Annotated in this window: 11 protein-coding genes and 1 tRNA gene; 7 read left to right on the top strand and 5 right to left on the bottom strand. The window is 69.0% G+C overall.

Features of this window, described 5'->3' with window-relative positions; genetic code table 11:
- From ACTHNQ_RS14885 to ACTHNQ_RS14915, 7 genes are all read left to right on the top strand, one after another.
- Positions 1–547, top strand: a 547-nt coding sequence (locus ACTHNQ_RS14885; RefSeq protein WP_440334597.1) for a hypothetical protein, incomplete at its 5' end; no start/stop codon positions are given.
- A gap of 131 nt (positions 548–678) precedes the next feature.
- Positions 679–2,403, top strand: a complete 1,725-nt coding sequence (locus tag ACTHNQ_RS14890; protein WP_440334598.1) for an MDR family MFS transporter — start codon at positions 679–681, stop codon at positions 2,401–2,403.
- A 10-nt stretch (positions 2,404–2,413) separates the two neighbouring features.
- Positions 2,414–2,854 carry a MarR family winged helix-turn-helix transcriptional regulator gene (locus ACTHNQ_RS14895; protein ID WP_440334600.1) on the top strand — a complete coding sequence of 147 codons (441 nt, stop codon included), beginning with the start codon at positions 2,414–2,416 and terminating at the stop codon, positions 2,852–2,854.
- Positions 2,855–2,957: 103 nt separating this feature from the next.
- Entirely contained in the window at positions 2,958–3,797 is an 840-nt protein-coding gene (locus ACTHNQ_RS14900) for an O-acetyl-ADP-ribose deacetylase (protein ID WP_440334602.1), read from the top strand.
- A gap of 126 nt (positions 3,798–3,923) precedes the next feature.
- Entirely contained in the window at positions 3,924–4,670 is a 747-nt protein-coding gene (locus ACTHNQ_RS14905; protein WP_440334604.1) for a patatin-like phospholipase family protein, read from the top strand.
- Between the two features lie 77 nt (positions 4,671–4,747).
- On the top strand, positions 4,748–5,239 hold the full coding sequence (locus ACTHNQ_RS14910; RefSeq protein ID WP_440334606.1) for a heme-degrading domain-containing protein: 492 nt from the start codon (positions 4,748–4,750) through the stop codon (positions 5,237–5,239).
- Between the two features lie 58 nt (positions 5,240–5,297).
- Positions 5,298–5,373, top strand: a tRNA-Met gene (locus ACTHNQ_RS14915).
- 14 nt (positions 5,374–5,387) lie between these two features.
- Here the strand turns inward: ACTHNQ_RS14915 and ACTHNQ_RS14920 are convergent.
- The 5 genes from ACTHNQ_RS14920 to ACTHNQ_RS14940 all read right to left on the bottom strand — a co-directional run bounded on the left by ACTHNQ_RS14920 (position 5,388) and on the right by ACTHNQ_RS14940 (position 11,786).
- A complete protein-coding gene (locus tag ACTHNQ_RS14920) occupies positions 5,388–6,602 on the bottom strand; it encodes a tyrosine-type recombinase/integrase (RefSeq protein WP_440334608.1) in 1,215 nt (404 codons plus the stop codon).
- A gap of 319 nt (positions 6,603–6,921) precedes the next feature.
- Positions 6,922–7,710, bottom strand: coding sequence for an HpcH/HpaI aldolase/citrate lyase family protein (locus tag ACTHNQ_RS14925; RefSeq protein ID WP_440334609.1), 789 nt, complete (start codon positions 7,708–7,710; stop codon positions 6,922–6,924).
- Positions 7,707–8,900: a CaiB/BaiF CoA transferase family protein gene (locus ACTHNQ_RS14930; RefSeq protein ID WP_440334611.1), complete on the bottom strand. Its 1,194-nt coding sequence runs from the start codon at positions 8,898–8,900 to the stop codon at positions 7,707–7,709. Before ACTHNQ_RS14930 ends, ACTHNQ_RS14925 begins: the two co-directional genes overlap by 4 nt.
- Complete coding sequence (locus ACTHNQ_RS14935) at positions 8,897–10,531, bottom strand: formylglycine-generating enzyme family protein (RefSeq protein WP_440334613.1); 1,635 nt, start codon at positions 10,529–10,531, stop codon at positions 8,897–8,899. The genes ACTHNQ_RS14930 and ACTHNQ_RS14935 overlap by 4 nt, the downstream gene beginning before the upstream one ends.
- Positions 10,532–10,901: 370 nt before the next feature.
- Positions 10,902–11,786, bottom strand: a complete 885-nt coding sequence (locus ACTHNQ_RS14940; RefSeq protein ID WP_440334615.1) for a ribokinase — start codon at positions 11,784–11,786, stop codon at positions 10,902–10,904.
- Between the last annotated feature and the right edge of the window lies 1 nt (position 11,787).

Below are 11,787 nucleotides of genomic sequence, written 5' to 3' on the forward strand. Positions count from 1 at the left end.
CGGCGACCGCGTGACGACGGCCATGGGGGCATCCGGGCCGGGGCGCGCGGGTGATCGCGCCCCGGCGTGGGTGGCGGTCGGCGCATGGGGAGCCGGCCTCGTGGGTGCGGCGGTCGGCGCCGCGGCGATCGTGGGGGGACAGGCCGATACGGTCTCTCGTTCGCTCGGCGCCGCCGCCGTCGCCCACGGACTGCTCGCCCTCGCGTGGGGCGCGGTGTGCCTCGCGCGGGGGCGCGCCGTCGCTCCGCGTTCGGCCCTCGCCGGGGCACTGACCGGCATCGCGCTGGTCACGGCCCTGCTCGCCACCACGCCGGCCGGCACGAGCGTCGTGGCGGTGGGCGTGTTCATCGCCTTGAGTGTTGCGACGGGCGCCGGCATCGGCTGGGGCCTGCGGCATCCCTCCCCCGGCGGCGGCGTGGCGGGCCTGATCGCCGCCGCCGCGATCGTGGCGGTGCTGGTGACTCCCGCACTGGGTTCGGCTCAGGATGCCGCCACCGCCGAACCCGACGGCACGCTCGTGCCCGTCGTCGAGCACCACGGGCACTGAATCCGCCCGGCCGGGCTCGGCCGCCGTCCCCCTCCTCCGATCAGAATGGTTGATCTCGGTCCACAGTTGACCCACGTCAACTATTTGTTATATAGTTGACCGCCATCAACTTTCTGAATCGGAGGATACCTATGTCGACGCTCTCCGACACGTCTTCGCCGGCGACCGCCGAGCGCACCCCGCGCGAGGTCTTCGTCGCGCTCTCGGGACTCATCGTCACGATGTTCGTCGCCGTGCTCTCGGGCACCGTGATCTCGACCTCGATGCCGCTCATCGTCGCCGATCTCGGCGGCGACCAGTCGGCCTACACGTGGGTCATCACGTCGAGCCTGCTGGCCACGGCCGTCACCACCCCCATCTGGGGCAAACTGGCAGACCTCGTCAACCGCAAGGTGCTGCTGCAGATCTCGATCGTGCTGTTCGTCGTGGGCAGCGCCATCTCGGGCTTCGCGCAGGATGCCGGCACCCTGATCGCGGTCCGGGTGATCCAGGGCATCGGCACGGGCGGCCTGATGTCGCTCGTCATGATCATCGTCGCCCTCATCATCTCGCCGCGGGAGCGCGGCAAGTACATGGGCGTCGTCGGCGGCATCATGGCCGTCGCCACGATCGGCGGCCCGCTGCTCGGCGGTGTCATCACCGACGCCTGGGGCTGGCGTGCCAACTTCTTCCTGCCGGTGCCGCTCGCGGTCATCGCGCTCGTACTGCTGCAGTTCACGCTGCACCTGCCCAGGACGCCCAAGCGTCCGGTCAAGATCGACTACGTCGGCGCCATGCTCATGGCCCTCGGCGTCGCTCTGACCCTCGTGTGGATCACCCTCGGCGGCAAGCCCGACGCGGGCGGCTTCGAGTGGGACTCCGTCACCAGCTTCGTCATGATCGGCGTGGCCGCGGCATCCCTCATCGCGTTCATCGTCGTCGAGTTCTTCGTGGCCGAGCCCATCGTGCCGATGACGCTCTTCAAGAACCGCACGTTTGCGCTGTCGGTCGTCGCCTCGCTCGCGGTGGGCGTGACGATGTTCGCGACGAGTGTGTTCCTGGCGCAGTACTTCCAGCTGGCGCGTGGCGCCACACCGACCGAGTCGGGCCTCATGACGATCCCGATGATCATCGGCCAGATGGGCGCCTCGATCACCGTCGGCGCGCTGATCAGCAAGTTCGGCCGCTGGAAGGGCTTCATGCTCGTCGGCTCGGTGCTCACGATCGCGGGCGCGTACCTGCTCACGACGCTGCACTACGACACCCCGTTCGCGTGGGTCGCCGTGTTCATCTTCGTGCTGGGCGCGGGCCTGGGCATGGTCATGCAGAACCTGACGCTCATCGTGCAGAACGACACCCCCGCCTCGCAGCTGGGCGCCGCGTCGTCGAACGTGAACTTCTTCCGCTCGATCGCCGGCACCATCGGCGTGACGGTCATGGGTTCGCTGCTGGCCACGCAGGTCGCCACCAACATGACCGACGGCTTCAAGGGCTACGTGCCCACGACGCCCGAAGAGGTCACCGCCCTGCAGGGTCTCGCAGGCGGCGCCGTGCCGAAGGTCGACGAGCTGCCCGAGACGATCCGCGTGATCATCGAGGCCTCGTACGCCGACGGCATCGCGCACGTGTTCTGGATCGCCGTGCCGCTCGCGGTCATGGCTCTCATCGCGATCGCGTTCCTGCCGAACAAGCGACTGTCGACGAAGTCGGCGTCGCAGGAGCTGCAGGAAGAGGCCGAGAACGTCGCCATCGAGCTCGCCGAAGCCGAGGTCGGCGCGGGCCTGCCGTCGATGGCCGAGCAGGCCGAAGAGGCCGACCGCGTGCTGACCGGCACCCTGCCGGTCACGCGTGCGGCCCTGCGCAAGGACCGCTCGTAGCATGACCGTCATGAGCCCGGACTCCGCCGTCGACGACGCGATCCTCGACGTGGAACAGCAGCTGTCCGTCCTGTTCAACCGGTCGCGTGCCGTATGGAAAGAGGCGGCCGAGCAGGTGCACGCCGAGCTGCAGCCCGCCGGCTACAAGCTCTTCGGAGTGATCGTGCGCCTCGGCGAGACCAACGCGCACGCGCTGGCCGAGCTGTTCGAGATGGACAAGAGCGCCGTCAGCCGCCAGGTGCGCGTGCTCGAGGAGTTCGGGCTCGTCGAGAGCCTTCCGGATGCCACCGACGGACGTGCTCGCGTGCTCGTGCCGACCGCTGCGGGGCTGGCGAAGGCGATGAAGGTACGCGAGAGCAACAAGTCGCGGCTGCGCGGTGCACTGCAGACGCGGTCGGCGGACGAGCTGCGGCTGTTCGCCGAGATCCTCGCCGAGATCTCGGCCGCGTAGACGAATGGATGCCAGAAGGGCCGCCCGCTGGGCGGCCCTTCTGGGTGCGCCCGGTCGGCTCTCTTCCCCGGCATCCGTCTCCGTGCAGCGCGATACTGGACCCATGCCCAGCGTCACGGCCGTGCACGGCGACATCACCGCGCAGCAGGTGGATGCGATCGTCAACGCGGCCAATCGCCAGATGCGGGGCGGCGGCGGCGTGGACGGAGCGATCCACCGGGCGGGCGGCCCCGCCATCCTCGCGGACTGCGTCGCCCGCTTTCCCGCCGGTCTCGCGACCGGCGACGCAGGCTGGACGACCGCCGGCGATCTGCCGGCGACCTGGGTGATCCACACGGTCGGCCCCAACCATGCGGCCGGGGAGCGCGACCGCGCACTGCTGGAGTCCTGTTACCGGCGGGCGCTCGAGGTCGCCGACGAACTGGGCGTCACGTCGATCGCCTTCCCGCTGATCAGCGCCGGCGTGTACGCGTGGCCGCTCGACGACGCGATCGCCGCCGCCGTCGAGACGATCGCCCAGACGCCGACAGGGGTCGAGCACGTGCGACTCGTCTCGTTCAGCGAACCGACCCACCGGCGCGTGCGGGCCCAGGTGCTTCGGGTTTCTTCTCCGTCGACCGAGCCCGGGTCGATCGGCCGGCTGTTCGACGAGGGCCCACCGGTGTGGGGCACGCGCGGCGACCCGTACCTGTGGCGTGCCCTCCGCGCCGAGTTCGCGAGCACGCCCCTGCCGTCCGACCGGGCGGAGCTGCACCGCGCGGTCATGTCGGCGGCGGGGGCGATCGCCGGCGCGCCGATCGGGGACGAGACGGTCTACGTCGCCGACTTCGACCCGGGGCACGGCATGTCGGCAGGGCACGTGTCGGGAGCGTGGTGGCAGAGCACGGGCCTGCCACTGCTCATGGAGCGGTTCGACTCGTCGGGGCTGCGCCCCGGTCATTGAGCGCGCAAGCACGTTTCGTCTCGTCGCCGGCGCTCCTGGCTCAGCGACCGATTCAGGAGATGGGACGACGGGCCGACGGTCGGCTCGTGGCCGCGGCATCCACTTCCCCGGTGGTACTTTCGCGACGTGACAGGTGAGAACGCGCTGCCGGGCGACGACCCGCACCTCGGGCTGACACTGAGCGGTGGCGGAGCCTTCGGCGCCGCCCACGTCGGCGTGCTGCAGGTGCTCGAGGAGCGCGGCATCCATCCCGGCATCGTGACCGGCACGAGTTCGGGGGCGCTCGTCGGGTCGGCGTACGCGGCCGGGCTCGACGGGGCCACGATCGAGCAACTGGCGCTGCGGTTCCGGTGGGGGCGGATCGGCAACTGGAGCTGGAAGCCGCGGTGGGGCCTGCTCGACACACGGGTCGTGACGGAGTCGATCCACCGGCTGCTCGGCGAGGATCCGCGCATCGAGGACCTGCCGCGGCGGTTCGGGGCCGTCGCGACCGACCTGCGGACGCGTCAGGCCGTGACGATCGACAAGGGCCCGCTCAGCGCAGCGCTGCGGGCGACGATCGCAGTACCCGGCATCCTGCCGCCCGTGCGGCTCGGCGGACGGATGCTCGCCGACGGCGGCATGATCGACAACGTCCCGCATGCCTCGGCCCGTAAGCTCGGCGCCGAGCGCGTCATCGTGGTGCACCTGCACGCCAAGTGGGAGAACGTGCGCATGATGCGTTCCACCACGAAGATCGCGGCCCTCGTCGAGGACCCGACCGTCGTGCTCGTGCAGCCCGAGATGGAGCGCATGGCCCAGTGGACGATGCGCGATGTGCCGCGGCTCATCGCGGAGGGGCGGAGGGCGGCGGCCGAGGCGCTGGATGCGTGACGCCCCGCCGGTCGGTGAGCAAGAGACCCCGGGCGGAGGATCGACTCTGCTTCCGCCCGGTGCCGTACGGTGATCGCATGACCGACGACATCGCCGCCCTGCTCGCCCGCGTCGAAACGGAAGAGGCCGAGCTGGTGCTGCCTCGCTTCGATCTCGCGGATGCCTGGGCCCTCGGTTCGCGCATGCGCGAGGCGGCGCTGGCGGCCGAGCTGCCGATCGTGATCGGCATCACTCTCGGCGAAGCTCGGGTGTTCCACACGGCCCTGCCCGGATCGAGCGCCGACAACGACGGCTGGCTCGAGCGCAAGACGAGGGTGGCGCGGCGGTACGGGCGGTCGTCGTACGGCGTGGGGCTGTCGTTCCGCGCCGCCGGCAAGAGCTTCGACACCGATGCCCGACTGGATCCCGTGCTCTACGCGGCGCACGGAGGCGTGTTCCCCATCACGATCGCCGGCGTCGGGGTGGTCGGTACCGTCGGGGTCTCGGGCCTGCCTCAGGCGGCGGACCATGCGTTCGTCGTCGACGCGCTGCGGGCGTGGGCGGCGGACACGTCGCACGAGGACGCATAGCGAAACGCTGGTTCACGCATAGCCCGGGCTGACCTCGGCCGGGCTAGCGTGGGGTCATCGCGGCGATCCGGGCGGTCCCGGGCACCGGTTCATACCCGGGTGCGTTGCGGGTTCGACTCCCGCCGTCGCGTCCACCTCGATTGGCGTGTCACCCCTTGAAAACACCGGGATCGCGGGAGGTCGAGCTACTGTCCCGGGTTTCGTCTGGACACATTCTGGACACGAGCGCCGCCGAGCGAGCACGGTTCATGGCTGCTGAGACGGCATCGAGATCGTCGTCGAAGAGATCCGCATAAACGTCGAGGGTCATGGCAGCCGACGCGTGTCCGAGCATTCTCTGGACAGCCTTCACGTTCGCTCCGGACGCGATCGCGAGGGAGGCTGCGGTGTGGCGCAGGTCGTGGATGGTCATGCGTGGAAGCCCCGCGTCGGCCAGTGCACGCATGAACCATGATCGGGATGCTCCGGAAGACCGTGGACGTTGCAGATGAGTCTCGCCTTCGCCGAAGAGGAGTGCATGAGCAGCCTTGCCGACCGCGGCTTCCGCTAACGGCTCCGATAGGAATTCCGGAAAGCCGACGGAGCGAAGCTCGTGCGTCTTCGGAGATCCCACGTGAAGATCGCTACCGACGCGAACTGCGTTCTCGTTCACGGCCAGGCGTCGTCTGGGCAGGTTCAGGTCGCGGACCCGAAGGGCGGAGAGTTCTCCCCACCGCAGGCCGGTGTATGCGGCGACGTACACCACGGTTGAGTGGTCCTGGCCTGCGGCGTGCGCGAGACGGTCGACTTCAGCGTGAGTCAGGTAGCGGTGACCCTTCTTGTTTTTTCGGGGAAGGTCGACGCCACGTGCGGGGTTTCGGGGTATCCGGCGGTCGCGCACGGCGACGTCCAAAACGGCCGCCAGGACGCCGTACGCGCGGATGACCACGGTCGCGCTCTTCGGCCGGCTGGCTTGCGAAGCGGTCCGCGGGTGGAATCGGCGTGCAGTGCGAGCTGTTCCAGCACTCACCTCTGTCAGCCATTTCTGGACATCGGAGTGGGAGATCGCTCCGAGCTCGACTGCACCCCATCTCGGCTCGACGTAGACCCGCCACGCGTCATCGAGTTGCTTGTAGCTCGACGGTTTTAGCTTCATACGCTTGACATCGAGCCAATCCGGCCCGAGCTCGCCCACGGTGACACGTGAAGACGCCGGATCAATGAAGTCCCCCGTGAGCATCTGCGACTCGACAGTGATCAGGAATCGTTCTGCGTCACGTTTCGTGCGGAAGCCCCGCTTGGCCGCCTGACGGTGGTCAGGCTTGCGGTACCGAACACGGTAACGGCGCCCACCTGCCGTGTCGTAAGACTCGACGCTGCCCATGACGTCGATTCTTGCAGATTTCCACCAGCATTCAACACATTCGCCCTCGCCCTCTGCGGGGATTCCTGACGTTATCGATCAGATCTGAGCGGCATGCCTGTCTCGCCGCACTCCCGCGATTCACCCCTCGTTATCTCGTCCTCGCGCACATGGCTGCACACATCTCGGTGGTGCGTTGTAGCGTGCTGTGGCGCCGACGTCCAGGGAATGTCTTCCGCCCCACGAAGAACGAGCAAGAATACGATGTCGGAGTCGTCCTCGCAGAGACCACGCAAGCCTCGCTCCCGCGAATTTTGCATGGTCGCGTGGCCGGTGCGCGTTATTCCTCCAGGAGGTGGCGCGCGCGCCGCATCATAGCTGCATCGACCATCTCCCCGTTCGGAAGAGTTGCCACACCGGCCGCTCCCATCGCCTCGATTACGGCCCGCGCCCAGGCAGCGTCTTCCGGCCGCGGCTGGAAGACCTCCCGGATGACGGACAGCTGGCGGGGGTGGATCGCCGCTCTGCCGTGCCAGCCTAGGCGCCGGCCTCGCTCCGTATCGCCGCGGAGACCCTCGAGATCGAGGATGGCGGGGTATGCCGAGAGCATGGGGGGCGCAAGCCCGGCCGCTCTGGCCGCGATCAGCAGCCGAACGCGCACCTGGTCGAGCATGAGCGTGTCGCGCGTGCCGAGCTCACTCGCGAGATCGGACTCGCCGAGTCCAAGCGCCACCACCGAAGGGTGCGCGGCGATGGAATCCGCGCGCTGGACTCCGCGGGAGGACTCGATGAGCGCGGTGAGCGGCAGGTCGCGGGCGATCGATGCCACGGCATCCAGGTCGGACTCCGACTCGACCTTGGGGATGCGCAGTCCGATGCGCCTTCCCGTGCTCAAGAGTGATTCGATCTCTGCATCGGCGCCCTTGTTTAGGCGCACCTGGATGGCGGGCCTGCCCGACTCGTCGTAGTCGCGGAGCCAATTGACGACCGAGGCGAGCGCCGCACGGCGGTTCTGTGGCGCGACGGCGTCCTCGAGATCAAGGATCAAGATGTCCGGGCCCGCGGCGACGGCCTTCTCGAAGCGATCCGGCCGATCGCCCGGGACGTAGAGGGCCGTGACTGCGCTCATACGACGCCCTTCTTCCGCAGCGCGGAGACTCGCTCCGTCGTGACGCCGATCTCGCTCAGCACCGCGGCAGTGTCCTCACCGTGGGGCCGTCCTGCCCAGCGGATGGCCCCCGGGGTTTGCGAGAGGCGGAAGAGCACGTTCTGCATCCGTACCGGGCCGAGCTCCTCGTCGGTGACGGTCTGAATGGTTCCGAGTGCGCGGTATTGGGGGTCATCGACGATGCCGCGGACGTCGTAGACGGGGGCGATCGCCGCCTGCGCCTCCTCGAACGCGGCGAGGACCTCGGCGGTGGAGCGTTCGGCGATCCAGGCGGCGACGGCGGCGTCCAGCTCGTCCGCGTGTTCTGCACGCGAATGCCCACTCGCGAACCACGGTTCGTGCACGACGTCCTCCTGCCCGACCAGTCGCATGACACGTTCCGCTATCGACTGTGAACTGGTCGACACTGCCACCCAATCACCTTGGGCCGTGCGGTAGACGTTGCGCGGCGCATTATTGACCGAGCGGTTGCCGGTGCGCGGCTGCACGATGCCAAGCTGGTCGTAGGCGGTGATCTGTCCGCCCAGAAGCATCAGAATCGGCTCGATGATGGCGAGATCGACCACCTGGCCGCGACCGTCGCGCTCGGCCGCGCGCAGCGCGACAGCGATGGCGTAGGCGCACGTGAGCGCAGCGATGCCGTCAGCAAGCCCGAAGGGAGGGAGCGTAGGCGGCCCATCAGGCTCACCCGTGAGCGCCGCGAACCCGCTCATCGCCTCCGCGAGGCTGCCGAATCCCGGGCGGCCTGAGTAGGGGCCTGATTGCCCGAAGGCCGTTACTCGGGCGATCACCAATCGCGGGTTCACATCCAGCAGCCGTTCGGGACTCACCCCCCAGCGCTCGAGCGTGCCGGGGCGGAAGTTCTCGATGAGCACGTCGGCCTCGATTGCGAGCTCGAGGAGCAGCTCGGCGCCCTCTGGCTGGCCGAGGTCAATCGTGACGGTGCGCTTGTTCCGACCCAGCGTCTTCCACCAGAGGTTGACGCCCTGTTTGGCCGGCCCGTGCCCGCGCGCAGCGTCGGGTTTGGTCGGGTGCTCCACCTTGATCACCTCCGCGCCGAAGTCACCGAGGAATGTGGCGGCCAGCGGGCCGGCGAACAGGGTGGACACGTCGAGCACGCGCACACCCGACAGCGGCGCCGGCCCGCTCATCGCGTCGCCTGCTCGGTCACGTCCCAGGCCAGCCGGAAGCCGATATTCGGGGAGCGATCGATGCCGAGGCCCGGCAGCAGGAACTTGAGACTGAATGCGGGCTCACGGATCCCTCCATCCACATACCAGTCGGAACCGATGGAGACGTGTGAGGCGCCACCTTTCAGCATGACGAAGCGCGTAATCCCATCGACGTGCTCGCTCTCGGTGAGGTTCCAGACTGCTGGCGAGCGTCGTTCGAAGCCCGGCCGCGAAGCGGCCAACTGCCACTCAAACTCGTCAGGGAGCCGAGCGCCCACCCAGGAGGCGAAGGCCCGCGCGTCTTCCAGCGAAACGCCAGTCACCGGCGCATCGTCATCCTCTGCGGCACCGACCAGGAACCGGTGCGCCACCCGCGGCCGGTAGCCGCCCGCGTTGAGGAACTCCCGGAACTCCGCGACCGATACCTCTCGCGCCGCGACCGCGACCGTTCCGCGCACGCTGACAGTCAGCAGCTGACGGCGGTCGTCATGAAGACGCGGGGGCAGAGGCTTCCATTCCTCGACGTAGGGCGCTCCCTGGTAGAGCCCCGTCTCCCGACGGCGGAACGTGACCTCCAGGTCCACATCGCCGCCCTCGACGAGGACCGCCCCGGGCGGCGGCGACCCAGCAGGCGCGCTCGCCGGCACGACGCGCACAGCCTCACGGGCTGGGAAGGTCGCATCGGCTGAGATGGTGTCGGCGGCGCCCGTGCGGAGCAGCGCGTCCAGGCCGCCCGGCTCCGGCGCACCTGCCGCAATCTCGAGGATGCCGACAAGCCCCCGCGCCGGGACGGTCACCGACGAGACATTCCGTATTCCTGCGGTCACATCGTGGCGCACGGCTCCCTTCGCGGGTGGAGTCTCTAGCGGGTCCCCGACCCAGTCCTCCGTTCGCCGATTCACCACCGTCCACACGGTCAGGCCGTCGAGTGTCCAGCGCGACACATAGACCCCGGCAGCAATGGCTTCAGGCGAGGCGCCGTCCAGCGGCGCCCATTCGCCGGACACGAACACCTCGCTCAACGCACGTTGGGCGCGCAGCATCCTGCGAAGAGTGCTATCGTCCCGGCGGTTCCAGCCCACCCACACGCCGAACACGGCATCCCAAACCAGGATGCCGGTGCCGTTCATCCAAGCCGCCTGCAGCTCGTCGCTGTGGTCCCGGTTCCAGCGACGAACGCCGTGCATCATGTGCCGCCGCTCGAACCAGTGGGCCCGCATGACACCCGGCGCGGGCGAGTCTGCGAACCATTGGGCCCAGCTGAGCTGGTGGTCCTGGATCCGCTGGTTCGGCACGCGCGATTCGCCTTCGAGCACTTGTGGCGGAGTCGCTCCGAGCAGCGCCTCGACGAGGGTGGAATCCCCCTCCTTCATCGTGTCGAGGAAGACGCCGTCGATGCCGAATCGGGTCACAAGATCAGCCAACTCCTCGGCATCCGGACGATCGGGCCGGCGCGTCCCGATGTCCCACGGGTTGTAATCGACGAAGACGCGGATGCCGCGCTCGTGGAAGCGGTCGATGACGGCCTGGAGTCCCGGGACATCCCGATAGAAGTCGAACTGGTTGCGGTCGTCGATGCCGATGACGGGGTAGGCGTGCCACAAGACCACGCCGTCAAGCCCCCCCCTGGTCGGCAACCGCTTCGAGGAACGCGTCCACCGTGAACGCGCCCCTTTCGCGGTCGAAGAGGCGCTCGTCCCACAGCCACACCTGCGCGACCGCGTACGCGGTCCGGGCCCATGCCGTCTCGGGCGGTCGTACAGCTCGCCGCCGTAGTCGAGTCTGTCTCTCGCCGCGTGTCGCCAGCTGCGGAGAGCTTCACGCCACGCGGGCCAGTCCGCCGGGTTGTCGGGTGCGGCGAAGACCTTCGCGATGTCTCCGATGTCGTCCGCGATGAGGCCCCCAGCAGGAAGGACCGTCGGCAGGTCGATCGGCCGTGGCACCAGCGGATCGAATTGATTTGTGCTGGCCTCATCGGGGTCAGCTGTCTGCGACGAAAGCATCGATCTCCTCGAGCGTCGGGATGGATGGCACAGCCCCCCGCCGCTGCACCGACAGTGCGGCGGCAGCGGAGGCGAATCGTGCTGCGGCGACAAGTCCCTCGTGCCGATGCCGATCGAGGTGGGCAGCGAGCGCACCGCAGAAGGTGTCGCCGGCGCCCGTGGTGTCCACAACCGGGACGCTATGGGCGGGCACGGCGACCGGCTCGGCATCGGGCTCGGCGACCAGCGCTCCGCGGCCGCCGAGAGTGACGACAACCGACCGGCCCTCTGTGGCCAGTGCTCGCGCGAGGTCGTGTTCGGAGCCCGAGCGACCGACGAGAGTGCGGGCCTCGTGCTCGTTGAGCACGAGGATGTCGACATCCTCGAGGAGGTCTGCCGGCAGGCCGCGGATCGGGGCGGCGTTCAGCAGCACTACGGTGTCATTCTGCCGCGCGGTCCGCGCCGCCTCGGCCACGGTCTCCAGGGGCGTCTCGAGCTGCAGCATCAGGACGTCCGCCTCGGCGATCGCGGCCCGTTCGTCCCCCGAGAGATCGACCAGACGGGCGTTGGCTCCCGACTCCACCACGATCGTATTCTCGCCGCCGTCGTCCACGGTGATCAGGGCCGTGCCTGTGGGTGCCTCTACACGGCGGTCCAGGACAGTGACCCCCGATCCTCGCGCCTCGGCGGAGATCCGATCGCCCCCGGCGTCCGAGCCCAGCGCGACGATGAAACGCACGGCTGCCCCGGCTCGGGCCGCCGAGACGGCCTGGTTGTTCCCCTTGCCGCCGGCCGCCGAGTGGGCGCCGCGGGAGAGGACCGTCTCGCCTGGGGAGGGGATACGAGCGACGCAATAGACGAGATCGAGGTTCGCGCTGCCCACG

This window comes from Microbacterium sp., from assembly GCF_051953575.1.
Lineage (GTDB): Bacteria > Actinomycetota > Actinomycetes > Actinomycetales > Microbacteriaceae > Microbacterium.

Coding starts and splice junctions, on each gene's coding strand:
- ACTHNQ_RS14890 (WP_440334598.1), top strand. CDS start 679: ATGTCGACGCTCTCCGACACGTCTTCGCCGGCGACCGCCGAGCGCACC.
- ACTHNQ_RS14895 (WP_440334600.1), top strand. CDS start 2,414: ATGAGCCCGGACTCCGCCGTCGACGACGCGATCCTCGACGTGGAACAG.
- ACTHNQ_RS14900 (WP_440334602.1), top strand. CDS start 2,958: ATGCCCAGCGTCACGGCCGTGCACGGCGACATCACCGCGCAGCAGGTG.
- ACTHNQ_RS14910 (WP_440334606.1), top strand. CDS start 4,748: ATGACCGACGACATCGCCGCCCTGCTCGCCCGCGTCGAAACGGAAGAG.
- ACTHNQ_RS14920 (WP_440334608.1), bottom strand. CDS start 6,602: ATGGGCAGCGTCGAGTCTTACGACACGGCAGGTGGGCGCCGTTACCGT.
- ACTHNQ_RS14925 (WP_440334609.1), bottom strand. CDS start 7,710: ATGAGCGCAGTCACGGCCCTCTACGTCCCGGGCGATCGGCCGGATCGC.
- ACTHNQ_RS14930 (WP_440334611.1), bottom strand. CDS start 8,900: ATGAGCGGGCCGGCGCCGCTGTCGGGTGTGCGCGTGCTCGACGTGTCC.